This window comes from Mycobacterium persicum, from assembly GCF_002086675.1.
Lineage (GTDB): Bacteria > Actinomycetota > Actinomycetes > Mycobacteriales > Mycobacteriaceae > Mycobacterium > Mycobacterium persicum.
Genome location: NZ_MVIF01000079.1, coordinates 1 through 15,321 on the forward strand (window position 1 = coordinate 1; position 15,321 = coordinate 15,321).

Below are 15,321 nucleotides of genomic sequence, written 5' to 3' on the forward strand. Positions count from 1 at the left end.
GCGATCAACCTGGACACCAGGTCATCGCCGGGATTCGCCTTGCGCTGCGCGGTAAGTCCCGTCATGTATCCACCGATCTCGATCAAGGCGCCCAACCCCAACTGCGGGTCGGCGGTCGCCGCCGCACGAGACAGGACGTTCGTCCATTCGAACAGCTGCCGGCGGTCGTCCTGCGGCACGCCGAGCATGTCGGCGATGATCCGCAGCGGCAATTCGACGGCGATGTCGTCGACGAAGTCGCAGGCACCCTTTTCGATCACGTCGTCGATGAGCGTCGTGACGGTCGCGCGGATGTTCTCCTCTTTCTGGCGGATCAGCTTGGGAGTGAAGGCAACCTGGACAATGTTGCGGTGTTTGGTGTGACGGGGCGGATCCATGCCGAGGATTGTCTGTGCCAGCATCTCTGGCGGCACTGCCCCCTGCGTGGTCGTGAATACCCCGCCACGGGCGGACGAAAATGTCGCCGGGTCGCGGCTGATGGCCGCGATGTCGGCGGCCTTGGTGAACGACCAGAATCCCGGCTCGTCACCGGTGAGCGCATTCCAGTGTGGGCTTGCTTCGCGGCGCATGCGCGCGAACAGCTCGTAGGGCGGGCCATCGGTGAAGTACGAGAGATCGGTCAGGTCAACCCGGGATAGGTCGACGTTGGCCAGATTAACTGTCGTGGTCATTTTCGGCTCCTTTCACGGCCGTGATGGGATACAAATTCAGTTGTTGACAGGGTTTTTCGCTGTTGCCCAGCCGGGGCGAAGGGCGGCGCGACCCGCTTCTTTGGCGAGCATGACCGCGACGATGTGTCGCGCGCGTAGGGCCGCGGCGTCGGCTTGGAACTCCACCCCGGACCGCCAGCCGTCGTAGCCGGTATGGGCGGCGACTCTTTCCAGGATGACCCGGTCTCGCTCGACGAGCGTGTCGACGACTGATCGCAGCGTGGCGGCTACCGTTTCGTCATCTGGGGCATAGTTGTATGACGCGTACATGAAGACGTGTGTCGCCGTGTCGGTTTCGGGGGAGATCGCATGCGTGCGAACGTTGAAGTAGTTCTTGGCGCCGACCTCCAGGTCCCACCGCTGGATGTGCATCGCCGGTGAGGCGAAGGTCCCGCTTTCGCGGCGGGTGCAAGAACCTGCGTGATCCAGTCCGGTGGCCTCGGCCTCCCATTCCGCGAGCGGCGCCTGCGGTAGCAGACGACTGTAGGAGACGGTGGTCTCGCTGACCTCGACGTCGTTGAACGCCGGCAACCGCCGCATCCCGGGCGGTACCTGCTGGCGGTAAACGATGGGCGCGTAGGAGAAGTCCAGGTAATGCTCGTGCACCATCAGGTAGTTGGCCCGCACCCGCCAGGCGTCGTTGAAGGACGACCATCCCGCCTCGTGCAGCCATGGGGTGCGCGGTGGTCGACTCAGTGCGGCGGCCGCAGGCGGTCCGAGCCAGATCCAGATGAAGGGCGGTTCCTCCAGTATCGGGAACGACCGTACGCCCATCCGCGCCGGAACGTCGGATTGTGTTGGAACGTGCACGCATTGGCCGTCGGCGACGTAGCAGCAGCCGTGGTATCCGCACACCAGGCGGTCGCCATCAACATGGCCGTCCGACAGTGGGAAGCCACGATGCGCGCAGCGGTCGTCGAATGCCACGGCCTGGCCGTCGTGCGATCGCCATAGAACGATGTCGCGGTCGAGCAACCGACGCCCTAGCGGAGCACCCGCAAGCTCCTCGGAGGTGGCGGCCACATACCAGCACTTGGTGGGATAGTTCGCGGTCATAGATCTAACACCAACTTCTCGCTGCACGAACGGGATACACACGTGAGGATCTTGTTGCCGCAGGCCCGTTCGGCCTCGGTCAGCATGGAGTCGCGATGATCCGGTGTGCCCTCCAACACCGTTGCCTCGCAGGTGCCGCAGATCCCTTCCAAACATGACGACAGGATCGGGACTTCAGCGCCCTCCAACGCCTCCAGGATCGACGTATCCTCGGGCACCTCTACGGTCACACCGGAGCGCTGGCACACCACCTGGAATACCTCCAGGGCCTCGACGCGGGGTTCGGCGACTTGCGCCTTGGCCGCGAATCGCTCAATGTGCAGGCTGCCCTCTGGCCAAGGGCTGCACTCCGCCTCGACCGCAGACAGCAGTGGTTCAGGTCCGCAGCAATACACCAGCGTCTGATCCGCGGGCTCGCTGAGCGCGGCCTTGAGGTCGAATCGCCCGTTCTCGTCGTCCGGCCAAAGGGTGACGGGGTCACCGTAGGTGTCGGACAGCTCTGCAGCGAACGCCATCGTCGAGCGGCTTCGCCCCAGGTAGAGCAGTGTCCAGTCGCCGCCGGCACTGTGCGCGGAAGTAATCATCGACATGATCGGGGTGATCCCGATGCCGCCGGCGATGAACAGGTATCGGGGTGCGTCCACGAGCGCGAAATGGTTGCGCGGCCCCCGGACTCGCACTTTGGTGCCTTCGAGAAGGTGGTCGTGGACGTGGCGTGAGCCGCCGCGGCTTTGGGGGTCGAGCAGCACACCGACCCGCCAGGTTTTCGCATCGCGCGGATCACCGCACAGGGAGTACTGGCGGACCAGCCCCTCGTCGAGCAGTAGGTCGATGTGGGCCCCGGGCTCCCAGGCCGGCAGCTCGCCGCCCTGCGGGTCCACCAGGTCTAGCGCCACGACCCCGTCGGCCGCCGTCTGCCGTCGGCGCACGACCAGGTCGGTGGTGAATTCGTGCACCTTTGCGGCGGAGGCGAGCGCCGGCGCTTCTTGAGTCCAAGTCATCAGCTTGAACTCCCTTCTGTGGTGACCAACCCGGCCAGTTCGGCCAATTCCAGGCCGATGTCGTGCATCAATTCCCATGCGTCCGGTAGTGATTGGGCGTCTGCGACGATCCCGATATCGAGTCCGTTGCGGTAGCTGGTGACCGTGATGTTGAGGGTGAATCCGTGGAACACCAGGCTCGTCGGGTAGTGTGCGAGCAGCGGCGCGCCGCAGCAGGTCAGCTGCACCGGCGACCCCGGCACGTTTGAGATGATCAGGTTTACCGGGGGGCGCACGAATCGGGACGACACCAATTCCATCAGCCCTTTGGCGGCGACGCCGAAGATCGGCACCGGGATGGGTTCGTTCACGTCGCTCATCAGCGTCGGCGGCGCTTGGCGTGAGCGCTCCTTCCCGCGCGCCAACGTTTCGTGGGTGAATCTGAGGCGTTCACGGGCGCAGGCCAGGTGGGTCGGGATCGGCGCGATGATCGAGGAGATCGCGTTGCCGTAGCGGTCTTTCGCGTCCGGCAGCCTGGTCGACACGGGAATGTAGGCGACCAGCGGTTCTGCCGGCAGATCGCCGGTCGAGGTCATCCTGCGACGCAAGGCACCGGCACACAGGGCGATCACGACGTCGTTGACGGTAACGCCCAGCTCGTACTTTATCGCCTTGACGGTGGTCAACGAGATGGTGCCGAACGCAACGGAGCGTCGGTCCGAAAGCTTGGCGTTGAAGCGAGTCCGGGGTGCGTCGAGCCGCTTGGCACTCAGGTCACCCCTTCCGATCCGCGACAAAGTATGGGTCCCTGGCAGGGACCGCAACACCGGAACTTGATCCAGATGCGCCAGGGTGCCGGGGAGAGACCGCAGAGCGCGGATTCGCCGACCCGGAATGGCTGCAATACCACGCGCCACCAATGCGGCCCTGTTCGGCGCGGCATCAGCGTGAATCTCGCTGGGGTCCGAGGATATTTCTGCCGGCCCGTCGAGCAGCGTCGCGAAGATCTCAGCCGCCGCGACGCCGTCCGCCGCGGCATGATGCAGCGTCATGACTACGGCGGTGCGTCCTGGCATTCCATGGAACACCCGCAGGCTCCACAATGGCTTGTTGCGGTTCAGCGGCGCCGCGAGCATCGTCGCTACCTCGCCAGCCAGCGCCACTTCGTCGGCGGGCGCGGCCAGTGTCGTCTCGGTGACGTGATGGTTGAGATCGACCTCGGTGTCGACAAACACCGGGTGGTCCAGACCGAGCGGAACCATGACCACCTTCCACCGCAGGGGTGGGCAATGGCCCAACCTCGTGGCGAACCGTTCCCGCATCGTCGCGGCCGTGATCGGCTTCGCCTTGCCGGTCTGATAGATCGCGATCCCGCAGTAGTGCGAGATGGCATTGCCGCTCTCGGCGGCCAAGAACTGCGCGTCCAAGCTTGAAAGGCGATGCATCAGAAAATCTTTCGCATGACCTGGACCGCGTTCCTGGTGTACGGCGGATACACCATCTGCAAATCGGGCCGGGCCCGCTTGGCCAGGACCGCCCTGCGGTGACTCATCGCCTCGAAGCCCCAGCGACCGTGGTAGGCGCCCATTCCGCTGGCGCCGACGCCGCCGAACGGCAGCTGTGGCACCATGCAGTGCATGGCGACGTGGTTGACCACCGCGCCGCCCGACGGGATCCGGTCGATGAGTGCCCGCGCAACACGTCGCGAGCCCGTAAATACATATAACGCCAACGATTTTGGCTTGCCGTTGACGAAATCGGCGGCTGAATCGAGAGAGTCGACCGCCATGACGGGCAGGATCGGGCCGAAAATCTCGTCGGTCATCACCGCGTCGGTGTGCGACGGACCGACGACCACGGTGGGTTCGATGCGTAACGCGGAGCGCTCCGAGCCGCCGCCCGTGACGATCTTGCCGTCGGTGGCCGCGAGCAGGGAGACGAGACGATCGAACTGGCGCGCATTGACGATCCGCAGCGACGGATCGCTGTGGCCGGAACGGAATTCGCGGATGTTGGCGACGATCTTGTCGGTAAGCTCATCGGCGATGGACTTCTCGGCAAGCACATAGTCGGGAGCGATGCAGGTTTGGCCGGAGTTCAGTAGCTTCACCCAGGCGATGCGCCGAGCCGCCACGTCGATGTCGGCGTCGGCCGCCACGATGACCGGGCTCTTGCCACCGAGCTCGAGCGTGACCGGCGTCAACGTCGGGGCGGCGGCGGCCATGATCTTCTGGCCGACCTCGGTGCCGCCGGTGAATAGGGCGTGGTCGAAACCCTGAGCCAGCAGCGCCTGGGTGACCGCCGCGTCGCCCTCGACGACCCGTACCGCCTCGGGATCCAGGTACCGCGGCACGAGTCGCGCCAGCAGAGCCGAGGTGGCCGGCGCGAGTTCCGACGGCTTGACCACGGCGCAGTTTCCGGCGGACACCGCCGCCACCAGCGGTGCCAGACTCAGGTACAGCGGGTAGTTCCACGGGCCGATCACCAGCACCACCCCGAGCGGGTCGTATTGCACCCAGGCTCGCCCGGGTAATTGGTTCAGCGGCAGCCGAACTCGGCGGCGACGCAGCCACCTCTTCAGGTGCTTGCGGGCATACGTCGCCTCCGCCTTGGTCGAGGCGATGTCGCCGAGCCACGCCTCCACCGGCCCGCGGCCCAGATCCTCGGCCAGGGCCGCGGCGACCTCCGCTTCCCGCTCGTCGCAGAGCCGCTCAATCCCACGTAGTTGGTTGAGGCGCCATGACAATTCGCGGGTGCGCCCGCTGCTGAACACCCGTTGTAGTTCGTGGAGCGCGGTAGCGGCGTCGACGGACGCGGTCTGGCTTGGCATGTCAGATCTCCGGCGCCGGGATGACCCCGGTGAGCACCGCTCCGGTCGCCCCGCCGTCGACGACGAGGGCGTGCCCGTTGATCCACTGCGCCTGCTCGGAGGCGAGAAAGACGATCACGCCCGCAACGTCGTGCGGAGTGGCGTGACGCCCGAGGAGGGCCTTCAGGCCGTCGAGGGTGGCCTTGCCCATGGTGTCCTCGAAGTCGGCCAAGATGGGCGTCTGCACCGGGCCGGGCAGCACCGCGTTGATGCGAAACCCGTTCTGAGCAACCAGAATTCCCATGGACATCGCGTACACGGTCGCGGCTTCCTTGGAGAAGTTGTACGCGTTGCCCTGCTGGGGGTTCGCCTTGAACCAAGCCGCTCCATCGTCAAAGCTATTGGTCGCGAGCAGCTCTTCGATCACGTGCAGCCGCGCGGGCCAGCCGAAGCCTGCCGTCGACGACACGATCGTCACTGTCCCCCCGGGCTTGAGCCGCGCGAACATCGACTCGGACAAGTGCCGCACGGCGAGGGTGTTGACGGCCAGCACGACGTCGGCGGGTGCGGTGCCGGGAACACCGGCCACGTTCATCAACCCGTCGAACTCGCCGTCGAGTTGCTCCACGGCCGCGTCGATGCTTTGTGGGTTCGCCAAGTCGACATCAATGTGGCCGGTGACCGTGGCCGTCGGGCGGTTGCGGTCCAGCGAGTAAACCTGGGCCCCGACCGCGAGCAGCCGCTCAGCCACCGCGTGGCCGATCCCCGATGCCGCGCCGGTGACGACGAAGCGTTTGGTGGCGAACTCAGACATGGGTGCTTCCCCTTGTGTAGCGGTCGGCAAGGACTCGTTTGACCAGCTTTCCCGTTGCCGACCTGGGTAATTCGGTGACGAAGTCCACCGACTTGGGCGCCTTGTAGCGCGCGATGCGCTCCCGGACGTAGGCGATGATCTCGGCTGCCAGGTCGTCGGACGGTGCGATGCCGTCCCGCAGCGCCACGACGGCCTTCACCTGTTCACCCATCTCGGGATCCGGCACGCCGATCACGGCGACGTCGAAGATCTTCGGGTGCAGGGCGAGGACGTTCTCTATCTCCTGGGGGTAAATGTTGACCCCGCCGGAGATGATCATGAAGCCCTTGCGATCCGTCAGGAACAGGTAGCCGTCCTCGTCGAGGTAGCCCACATCGCCGACCGTGCACCAGTTGTCATGCGCGGGATGCCGTGACGCCGAGGTCTTTTCCGGGTCGTTGTGGTATTCGAACGGCGCGGCGTCGCGCTCGAAGTAGATCGTGCCGATCTCGCCGGCGGTGAGGTCATTGCCGTCGTCGTCGCAGATATGCAGCACGCCCATCGCGGCCCTGCCGACCGACCCCCGTTTGGTCCGCCATTCGTCGGTCGTGATGACCGTGGTGCCGTGCTGCTCGGTGGCGCCGTAGTATTCGACGAGAATCGGGCCCCACCACGAGATCATCGCGTCCTTCACCTCGGGTGGGCACGGCGCGGCGGCGTGCACGGCCAGTCGCAGGGAGGACGTGTCGTATGCGGTCCGGGTCTGTTTGGGCAACTGCAGCATTCGCACGAACATGGTGGGCACCACTTGGGTGGCCGTGACCCGGAACCGCTCGATCGCGGCCAGCGTTTCCTCGGCGTCGAAGCGTTCCATCAGCACGACCGTTCCGCCCAGAGCCTGGACCGCTGCGCACCACTTCAGCGGTGCGGTGTGATAGATGGGCGCCGGCGAGAGGTAGACGTCGTTCTGGTTGATCCCGAACGCGCTCCCGAGGAGCGCGACCACCGGGTCGCCCGGCTCGTCGACGTCACCGGGCAGCCGACGGGGCTTGATGCCCTTGGGCCTGCCGGTGGTGCCCGACGAGTACAGCATCTCCGCACCGCGGGGCGCCTCGGCAAGACGTGGCCCCGCGGTCGCCAGCAACTCGGCGTAGGGCTGGTAACCGGGTACTTTCCCGCCGAACACATACCAATGACGAACCCCGGGGACCAGCGAGACGATGGGTTCGGCCACAGCCCGGACTCCGGCCGAGACGATCACGGCTCGAGCGCCGCTGTCACGCAGGATGTAGGCGGCCTCTTCCGGCGACAGGTGCCAGTTCACGGCCGTGATGTACAGCCCGGAACGCAGTGCGGCCCAATATACTTCAAACGCCTCGGCCGAATTGTCGGAGATCAGGGCAACCACGTCGCCCGGACGCAGCCCGAGGGCGTGCAGGGCCGCCGCGAGGCGTGCCGAGTTGTCGTCGAGCTCGCGGTAGGTCAACGTCTTGCCCGAGCCGGCCATCACGACGGCTGGACGCTTGGGCGCGGTTGCCGCGTGGCTTCCAGGAAACATAGTGGTCTTTCGTGATCAGGCTGACGCCGGCTGCGGCTCGGCGACGAGTGAAAGCAGTTCTCTTGTTTGCAATCTGGCGTTCGAATTTCGCCGTCACCGGAAACGTTATGGAGGGCGACGTGGTCTCACTACGTCGTCCGTCGACCAACTTTCGACCGGCATTCATCGAATCGTTGTCGGCCACCCACAAAACTGGCGTCCAGCCTCATTGCATGGAGTTCGGGCGCAGCGCGCCATAGAGTCGACCAATGGCAGGCAGATGCCCCGAGGACGAGGCGCTGGTCGCCGAGTCGACTGCGCTGATCGTCGGCCGGCTCGATGACAAGCTGGCCGACATCACGCGATCTCTGCAGGAGGTGCTGGTCAGCGAGCTGCCAGAGATTGGCGGCGACGGTGAGCTGCTGGCGTTGGTGCATGACTCGGTGAAGGGAAACCTCGACACCTTCTTTCCGGCCATTCGCCACGGCATCTCCATCGATCGCATCGCGCCGCCCGCGGCGGCGCTTGAGCATGCGCGGCGTTTGGCGCAACGCGAAGTGGACGCCGACTTCTTGGTGCGGACCTACCGGCTCGGTCACCAGTGGTTACTGCGAATCGTCCTCGAGGAAATTCGCGCCGCGAAGTTGGATGCCCACCACGCGCTCGACGTGTTCGAAGAGATCACCTCAAGGTCGTTTCGGTATATCGACAGGGTGTCGCGATTGGTGTTGGCCGACTACCACAGTGAACGGGACCGGTGGTTGGCGAATCAGAACCGGGTGCGGGCACTGCGCGTGCGTGAGGTCATCGATGGGAGCGAGGTCGACGTCGACGAGGTGACGAATTCCATTCGCTACCCGCTGCACAGAATTCACCTGTCTCTCATCCTGTGGTGCGACGAGTCCGACACTGCAAACGAACTCGTCGGGATGGAGCGAACTGCGAACGAACTGGCGAGTGCGTTGGGCTCGAATGAGCGGCCGTTGTTCGTCGCCGCGGACCGCGTCACCGGATGGGCATGGATACCGCTCGCGGTCGAAACGGCACGAGGTGTGAAGGGCCGCATTCGCGAATTCGCCGAGGCGCGCACGGACGCGCCCTGGATTGCGGCCGGTGATCCGCTGACCGGCGTCGACGGCTTCCGCCGCTCGCATCGGCAGGCACAGCTCGCGCGCGCTGTGGTGCTGGCGTCGGGATCACACCCACGCGCGGTCACGATGTACAACGATCCCGGCCTCGTGGTGGCCGCCCAGTTCTGCGCTGACCTCGAGCACACCCGGGCCTGGGTCCGCGACGTGCTGGGACCTCTTGCTTCCGCGACGGACAGCGACGAACGGATGCGTGAAACACTGCGGAGTTTCCTGCGCACCGGATCCAGCCTCAAGGCCACCGCCGACGAGTTGCACTTGCACGTCAATTCGGTGAAGTACCGGGTGCAGCGCGCACTCGAACGTCGCGGCAAGCCGATCACCGACGATCGACTTGATGTGGAAGTCACTCTGCTCCTCTGCAATTGGTTCGACACTGCGGTTCTGAGCTAGCGACCGCGATGCGCTGCAGGCGGCGATGCTCACGGCTCAAGCAGGATCTACCAACACGCGAAGATCGACATCGTTGAGGGCGCGAAAGAGGTGCTGCAATGCGGCATTGCTCGGCCCTTGACCGCGCCATCAAGACGCTGCCGGAGGCCGTCGCCGTACTCAACGACCGTGGACGCCTTCCGCACCCGACCACTGGGCGCCGGCCCTATACGTTCGTGGCCGCCGACGCGCTGGTGCTCAAAGTCAGCGCTGGCGGTCACACGTCTTCCACGACACCCGACCGAGCAGGGCCACCCCCGCGGCACTGACTGCCTGAACCATCACATCGAAGAATCACACGACGACGTCTTTTACCACGTCCGGGGACTTGACCAAGCGGGGCAGCCGCCTAACGGCTCCGCAGGCCCGTGTGCTGGCCCACACCATCGAACAGCTGGTGCGCGGCCGATTATTCACAGATGCACCGACCGGCTGGCACAGCAACCAAGCTTGACACGAACGACGGTTGGAAGTGTGTGCGGCCTCTAGTCACTGGCGGCGCCCCACACATTTTCTCGTCCAACGTTGGCAGGCGTCACCGACAGCAGCCGATTTGGGGTGGCAGGTAACCCGTTTGAGAGATCGACCCCCGCCAGGCCAGGCGGTTTACTGGCAATCTGCCCTCGAGCAGCGACGAGGTAGTCATGGCTTTCGTGATAGCAGCACCATGTGTGGCCGATTATTCATGCCTGGAGAGTTGTCCGGTCGGGTGTATCCACCCCGCTCCCGATGATCCGGCGTTCGATCGGGCCGAACAGCTCTATATCGACCCCGCTTCATGTATCGATTGCGCGGCCTGTGTTGAGGCGTGCCCGGTCGACGCCGTGTTCGATGCCGCACAACTCCCCGAACGGTGGCGCCACTACATGGACGTCAATCGGGACTACTTCGGAGCTGATGCACGTGGCTAGCACAGAGAGGCTTCGGATCGCCGTGGTGGGGGCGGGACCGGCGGGTGTATATGCCGCCAGGCATCTACTCGGCGTCGACGGCGGCACCTATGTCGCCGGGCGCACAGCGCCGTTGACCGACCGCGCGGTCGAAGTCGACCTGTTCGAAAGGCTGCCGACTCCGCATGGACTGGTTCGAGCCGGTGTGGCTCCGGACCACCCGGAGAAGAAGTTGATGGGCCAGCTGTTCGATGCTATTGCCAGGCGTCCGGAATTCAGATTTTTCGGCAATGTCGAGATTGGCCGGGACGTTACCGTCGGGGAGTTATCCGACTGGTACGACGCGGTGGTCTATGCGGTCGGTGCCGCGAGCGACTGCGCTCTCGGCATCCCTGGCGAGGATTTGCCGGGTAGCGTGGCGGCGCGTCAGTTCGTCGGCTGGTACAACGGCCATCCCGATCACGCCGACCTTGACGTCGACCTCGGCAGCGAGCGGGCAGTGATCATCGGCAACGGCAATGTCGCTCTCGACGTAGCGCGGGTGCTGTGCCTGCGCCCAGAAGAGTTGCGGCACACCGACATAGCTCCGCACGCCCTAGCGGCGCTGGAAGACAGTCGAATTCGAGAAGTCGTCGTCATGGGCCGTCGAAGTCAACTTCATGCCGCATTCGCCAACGCCGAGCTGGAGGAACTCGGCCGACTCGACGACGTCGAGGTCGCCGTGGATGCAGGCGAGTTGGCGCTCGCCGAGCACACGCCCGGCCATGGGCCAGTCCGGCGCAAGCACGACCTCCTGGTCCAGTACGCGGCCAACCGTCGTCCGAACGCACGCCGACGGATAGCACTGCGCTTCCTGCGCACGCCGACAGAGGTCATGGGCGCCGACAAGGTCGAGGGCTTGCTTTGGACGCGGACGAAGGCCCAGCCCGCTGCCACGGACGTCATCCCGACGGGCCTGCTGATCAGGTCCATCGGCTATCGGGGAAATCCCCTGCCGGGGTTGCCGTTCGACGACACTCACGGCGTCATCGAGCACATCGATGGCCGCGTAGTAGGGCGCCCGGGGAGCTACGTCACGGGATGGATCAAACGCGGACCCACAGGCGTGATCGGGACCAATAAGAAGTGCGCCCGCGACACCGTACGGGCACTGCTGGACGACGCCGATGCCGGTCTGCTGTCCACCGACCGCTCACTCGATCGGCCTGCGCTTGCTGCGCGGCTACGGCAGCGTAGACGAGACGTCGTGGATCTGACCGGGTGGAATGCGATCGATCTCAGCGAACGCCGGGCCGGCCGCGCCGAGGGACGCCCGCGTCACAAGCTCACCCGGGTGCCAGAGCTGGTCGCGGCCTCGCAGGACAGCCGCTCCGGCAGTCCTCGCCGCTACGACGTCATCGTGGTCGGATCGGGACTGGGCGGTTTGTCCAGCGCGGCGTGTCTTGCGGCGTCGGGCAAGTCCGTTCTGGTGCTCGAGCAGCATGAGATTCTCGGCGGATGCTCCCAGGTGTTTCGACGTAAGGGCAAGTGGGAGTTCGATTGTGGCGTTCACTACGTCGGCGGGTGCGTGCCCGGTTCGGATGGTCTCATTCCGACGGTTCTTCGGGGCTTGGGAGTCGAGGACCGCATCGAGTGGTCTCGGTTGGATGACGACGGGATGGACACCGTCGTGCTGCCGGAGCACACCTTTCGGGTGCCGACCAACTGGGACGGATTCGCCCAGAACCTGGCCGAAACCTTTCCGGCGGACGCCGCCGGGCTCCGCAGCTGCGTCGCGGAACTGCGCGTCATCGGTGAGGGCGCCGACCGCATCAACGACGTCCCGCACTCGGTACGGGTCGTACTACCTCTGGCCCGACGCCCGCGCGAGTTGGCTGTCATCGTGCGGGCACTGGAGCAGCCGATCGGCCGCCTGTTCGACCGCCACCGGCTCGGCCCGCATGCCCGCGCCGCGCTGCTGTCGTTGATCCATCTGCACAACACGCCGCCGTCACGGACGCCGGCGTTGCTGGTGGCGGTGCTCTTGCGGCACTACTTCAAGGCCGGCGCGTACTTCCCCACCCAGGGCGGTCAGGTGCTCGCCGCCAACCTCGTCGAGGTGATCCTCGGACATGGCGGAACGGTCCGCACGAAGGCACGGGTGCGCTCGATCGACGTCGAAGGGGGCCGGGTTACCGGTGTCACCTTGACCGACGGCGAAACCATCCGCGCCGACGTCGTGGTCAGCAACGCCGATGCCCATCGCACCTTCCAGGACCTCATCGCACCTCAGCATCTGCGCCGCCGCACACTTGACCGAATCCGGAACTTGCGGCGCCCCCATTCGATTTTCTCCACCTACATCGCCGCCGATATCGACATCTCCGCAACGCGGCCGGCGACGAACTACCTCCTCCATGACCGCTACGACTTCCAGACGACCTACGACATGCTCGACGCGGGGCAGTGGGATCCGCGGGGCTGGTTGGCGATCAGCTCACCGACGCTGAAAACCGGTGGCCGTCGACACTTCGGAGCGGCCGGTCACAGCAGTATCGAAGCCTTCATGGCCGTCCCCGCGGAATACGAGTTCTGGGGCGGTGGTGATCCCATGAAGGGCACCGACTACAAGTGGTCGCCCACCTACATCAAGCGCAAGGCGGAAATCGAGGAGACCGTCATGGAGCGGCTTCTGGACACGCTGCCGGAACTGAATGGCCATGTGGTGTGGCAGGAATCGGCCACGCCGCTGACCCATGAGCGCTTCACGCTGTCGCGGATGCCGTACGGACCCGAGCTCGCCAAGGACCAGATCGGACCCGGGCGCCGTCTGTCGGTGCGCACCGAGATCGACGGTCTGTTTCTGGCCGGTGCATCGACGGTGTACCTCTTCGGCATCGCGTTCACCCTGCGCGGCGGTGTCGGCACCGCGTCGCACATTCTCGGACGCGACCTGCTCAAAGCCTTCTGGGCCGGCGAGGTCATCAGCGATCCTGCCGCGCTGCCGGCACACGGTCCTGACTGGGATCCGTTCGACGTCTGTCGTAGTCATGCGCTCAAGGGGAGCCGGCGGGAGCACCAGCTGTCAGCGGCCACGCTCACCGGGGCGTAGCGCGGCGCTTCGGGCACTGCGCTCGTATCTGTAACTCATCTGGGCACAGCGTTCCCTCCTTGAGCGACAAACCGCGATCAGAGCACGCTTGCGGGACTTAGGCATCCAAGTTGAAGGCGAGCCCCCGCCCGCCCAGGTCCGGCAGGCCCACAACCGAACCGAGGGCTGCCTCCGAACGGCAATTCCCCTCCTGCCGAGGGGAACCCGGAGGTGGGACCGGCCAGTCGCCCTAGCGAAAAGCCCCTCGGCGGCCAGAGCCTCTGGGACGAAAACGGTGGCGAATGGCGCTACTTTCCTGGAGATCGATAGCCCAATGCGCATTGGGATTATAATCCTCATGCCACCGCGAACTCTCGGTGGCAAACATTCCTATCGGAGATCTCCCATCTCCCAAATGATTGGAGAAGAATGGCCGTCTTTCGCGTGAAAGCCGATAGCTACTGTGGCGACGAAGCCATTCTAGCTTATGCGGATCGTGCGGGAATGCGTATGTTTAATTCGGCTGTGATCTCAGCGCAAAAAAACGGCCAAGCGAGTTTCGAGGTCGATGGAATTGAACATCAAATAACCCGGCAAGAAAATGCGGCCGATATCGAGCAGTGGTCGCGAACCGTAGTGTGGCGACTCGACGATGCAAAACTAGTGGAACTCCTTGATCTAATAGAACCCCTGATTGATGCTGAGGGCCGTGGTCATCAATACTTAGACATAAATAGCCCAGCTTCAACACTCACCTTATCCGTTGACGAGTACAACTTACTTGATCCAGACCACCCGGTGGGGGTCCCAAGGCGAAATGGTTCGAGCAGGCGTTAGGTTTCACCCGCCAGAATGAATCCGACCTTGCCAGGCAGATCGTTTCTAACGATAGCAAAGCTGTACAAACGGGTGTGACACAATATGGGATAAATACAATCAAGTAATCTCAATCACGGGAGCGAATGGAAAGATTATTGACGTAACACTTGCATGGATACGCGGCAATGACGGAGTCGTGCCTTTGGTGACGGCGATTCCTGCCAGTAGATGAGAGAACGACAGACATGAAACCCAAAGAACACGATGTAGTCCAATTGCGGCGGCCACTGTTGGAGTACAACCTTCCGGCCGGTTCAAGGGGGGCAGTCGTGTTGGACTATACGAAGTCTTCGCATGGCGACCTGCCCCCTGCTTACGAAGTGGAATTCTCAGACGCCGACGGTATCACCCAAGCCTTGGTCACAGTTCGCGAAGAGGACCTGGAGGTCGTCTGGCGTCCAGATCCGGACAAGTAGCCGTCCGCCCCGACTCAGCTTTTGTGTTCTCGTGCCTTGGTTCTGTCTGCTCAAGATATTCGATTCCGCTCGCGCGGCCTCCTTCGCCGTAACTGAATACCGGGTACGCGAGAGCGCCGAGGTTGACGAGGTGCAGTCATCGGCAGAGAGCGAATGAGTCATTTCGCAGGGGTCAAGGCCACATCGCCGTATTGTGCTGTGCCACAGCCGTGTAGTTGCGATGCGCTAGTTCAGTATTTTTCCGCAGCGCGGAAAGCCGTTCGCGCATCTGCTGGTCGGCTGTTACCCACTCCTGGTGATATTCACGTTCGGCCTCAGCGCCCTGACCCTGCCAGGTGCCGTGCAGCTCAGCTACGCATTGGTCTACGGCCGTCGCAATCTGTTCGGCTTGCGAATTGAAATTGGCCAAGGCGCTCCTGCATGTCCAACCACAAATCGGCCATACCGCCGGACACCGTTCCCACCTTGCTCGCGGGCTGGACCGGTCACGATCTGGCCGCCCACATCGTGTCGCGCGAGCGCGGTCTGGCGGCCGGCGTATGCATTGTGCTTGTTTCGCGGCAGTTTTCGTGAGTCAAGCCGGGCACTTGCGGTTTGGCGC

14 protein-coding genes and 2 pseudogenes are annotated in these 15,321 nt (G+C 64.3%); 8 read left to right on the forward strand and 8 right to left on the reverse strand.

Translation table 11 applies throughout. The features are described 5' to 3' along the window. The 7 genes from BST40_RS20465 to BST40_RS20495 form a co-directional block, all read right to left on the reverse strand. Positions 1 to 671, reverse strand: a 671-nt coding sequence (locus tag BST40_RS20465) for a cytochrome P450 family protein (RefSeq protein ID WP_142276768.1), incomplete at its 3' end; no start/stop codon positions are given. A gap of 36 nt (positions 672 to 707) precedes the next feature. Next, positions 708 to 1,766, reverse strand: a complete 1,059-nt coding sequence (locus tag BST40_RS20470; RefSeq protein ID WP_075546554.1) for an aromatic ring-hydroxylating dioxygenase subunit alpha — start codon at positions 1,764 to 1,766, stop codon at positions 708 to 710. Next, positions 1,763 to 2,767: a PDR/VanB family oxidoreductase gene (locus tag BST40_RS20475; RefSeq protein ID WP_075546555.1), complete on the reverse strand. Its 1,005-nt coding sequence runs from the start codon at positions 2,765 to 2,767 to the stop codon at positions 1,763 to 1,765. The genes BST40_RS20470 and BST40_RS20475 overlap by 4 nt, the downstream gene beginning before the upstream one ends. Next, positions 2,767 to 4,191, reverse strand: a complete 1,425-nt coding sequence (locus BST40_RS20480) for a wax ester/triacylglycerol synthase family O-acyltransferase (RefSeq protein ID WP_075546556.1) — start codon at positions 4,189 to 4,191, stop codon at positions 2,767 to 2,769. Before BST40_RS20480 ends, BST40_RS20475 begins: the two co-directional genes overlap by 1 nt. Beyond that, positions 4,191 to 5,576 (reverse strand): aldehyde dehydrogenase family protein, encoded by a 1,386-nt coding sequence (locus BST40_RS20485; protein ID WP_075546557.1) that lies wholly within the window; start codon positions 5,574 to 5,576, stop codon positions 4,191 to 4,193. The genes BST40_RS20480 and BST40_RS20485 overlap by 1 nt, the downstream gene beginning before the upstream one ends. A gap of 1 nt (position 5,577) precedes the next feature. Next, positions 5,578 to 6,369, reverse strand: a complete 792-nt coding sequence (locus tag BST40_RS20490; protein ID WP_075546558.1) for a coniferyl-alcohol dehydrogenase — start codon at positions 6,367 to 6,369, stop codon at positions 5,578 to 5,580. Beyond that, a complete protein-coding gene (locus BST40_RS20495; RefSeq protein WP_075546559.1) occupies positions 6,362 to 7,906 on the reverse strand; it encodes an acyl-CoA synthetase in 1,545 nt (514 codons plus the stop codon). Before BST40_RS20495 ends, BST40_RS20490 begins: the two co-directional genes overlap by 8 nt. Before the next feature lie 248 nt (positions 7,907 to 8,154). Between BST40_RS20495 and BST40_RS20500 the strand changes: the two genes are divergently transcribed. The 7 genes and pseudogenes from BST40_RS20500 to BST40_RS20530 all read left to right on the forward strand — a co-directional run bounded on the left by BST40_RS20500 (position 8,155) and on the right by BST40_RS20530 (position 14,720). After that, positions 8,155 to 9,426, forward strand: a complete 1,272-nt coding sequence (locus BST40_RS20500) for an RsbRD N-terminal domain-containing protein (RefSeq protein WP_075546560.1) — start codon at positions 8,155 to 8,157, stop codon at positions 9,424 to 9,426. Positions 9,427 to 9,594: 168 nt separating this feature from the next. After that, positions 9,595 to 9,683: pseudogene (locus BST40_RS33315) on the forward strand (hypothetical protein); the annotation flags it as partial. 426 nt (positions 9,684 to 10,109) lie between these two features. Continuing rightward, a complete protein-coding gene (locus BST40_RS20510) occupies positions 10,110 to 10,376 on the forward strand; it encodes a 4Fe-4S dicluster domain-containing protein (protein WP_083155303.1) in 267 nt (88 codons plus the stop codon). Beyond that, on the forward strand, positions 10,369 to 13,446 hold the full coding sequence (locus tag BST40_RS20515; RefSeq protein ID WP_083155308.1) for an FAD-dependent oxidoreductase: 3,078 nt from the start codon (positions 10,369 to 10,371) through the stop codon (positions 13,444 to 13,446). Before BST40_RS20510 ends, BST40_RS20515 begins: the two co-directional genes overlap by 8 nt. Positions 13,447 to 13,498: 52 nt before the next feature. Beyond that, positions 13,499 to 13,844: pseudogene (locus tag BST40_RS33320) on the forward strand (hypothetical protein); the annotation flags it as partial. Positions 13,845 to 13,854: 10 nt separating this feature from the next. Beyond that, positions 13,855 to 14,262, forward strand: coding sequence for a hypothetical protein (locus BST40_RS20525; RefSeq protein ID WP_241780180.1), 408 nt, complete (start codon positions 13,855 to 13,857; stop codon positions 14,260 to 14,262). Positions 14,263 to 14,489: 227 nt separating this feature from the next. Beyond that, positions 14,490 to 14,720, forward strand: coding sequence for a DUF4926 domain-containing protein (locus BST40_RS20530; RefSeq protein ID WP_075545888.1), 231 nt, complete (start codon positions 14,490 to 14,492; stop codon positions 14,718 to 14,720). Between the two features lie 172 nt (positions 14,721 to 14,892). On the opposite strand, the gene BST40_RS20535 is transcribed toward BST40_RS20530, so the two are convergent. Continuing rightward, on the reverse strand, positions 14,893 to 15,129 hold the full coding sequence (locus tag BST40_RS20535) for a WXG100 family type VII secretion target (protein ID WP_241780181.1): 237 nt from the start codon (positions 15,127 to 15,129) through the stop codon (positions 14,893 to 14,895). 11 nt (positions 15,130 to 15,140) lie between these two features. On the opposite strand from BST40_RS20535, the gene BST40_RS29575 reads away from it, so the two are divergent. Beyond that, on the forward strand, positions 15,141 to 15,293 hold the full coding sequence (locus tag BST40_RS29575) for a hypothetical protein (RefSeq protein WP_371686971.1): 153 nt from the start codon (positions 15,141 to 15,143) through the stop codon (positions 15,291 to 15,293). The last annotated feature ends 28 nt before the right edge of the window (positions 15,294 to 15,321 follow it).

Bases quoted from the DNA above. Each gene is read 5' to 3' on its own strand.
- BST40_RS20480 (WP_075546556.1), bottom strand. From the start codon at position 4,191: ATGCATCGCCTTTCAAGCTTGGACGCGCAGTTCTTGGCCGCCGAGAGC.
- BST40_RS20470 (WP_075546554.1), bottom strand. From the start codon at position 1,766: ATGACCGCGAACTATCCCACCAAGTGCTGGTATGTGGCCGCCACCTCC.
- BST40_RS20475 (WP_075546555.1), bottom strand. From the start codon at position 2,767: ATGACTTGGACTCAAGAAGCGCCGGCGCTCGCCTCCGCCGCAAAGGTG.
- BST40_RS20485 (WP_075546557.1), bottom strand. From the start codon at position 5,576: ATGCCAAGCCAGACCGCGTCCGTCGACGCCGCTACCGCGCTCCACGAA.
- BST40_RS20530 (WP_075545888.1), top strand. From the start codon at position 14,490: ATGAAACCCAAAGAACACGATGTAGTCCAATTGCGGCGGCCACTGTTG.
- BST40_RS20495 (WP_075546559.1), bottom strand. From the start codon at position 7,906: ATGTTTCCTGGAAGCCACGCGGCAACCGCGCCCAAGCGTCCAGCCGTC.
- BST40_RS20500 (WP_075546560.1), top strand. From the start codon at position 8,155: ATGGCAGGCAGATGCCCCGAGGACGAGGCGCTGGTCGCCGAGTCGACT.
- BST40_RS29575 (WP_371686971.1), top strand. From the start codon at position 15,141: ATGTCCAACCACAAATCGGCCATACCGCCGGACACCGTTCCCACCTTG.
- BST40_RS20525 (WP_241780180.1), top strand. From the start codon at position 13,855: ATGGCCGTCTTTCGCGTGAAAGCCGATAGCTACTGTGGCGACGAAGCC.
- BST40_RS20510 (WP_083155303.1), top strand. From the start codon at position 10,110: ATGGCTTTCGTGATAGCAGCACCATGTGTGGCCGATTATTCATGCCTG.
- BST40_RS20490 (WP_075546558.1), bottom strand. From the start codon at position 6,369: ATGTCTGAGTTCGCCACCAAACGCTTCGTCGTCACCGGCGCGGCATCG.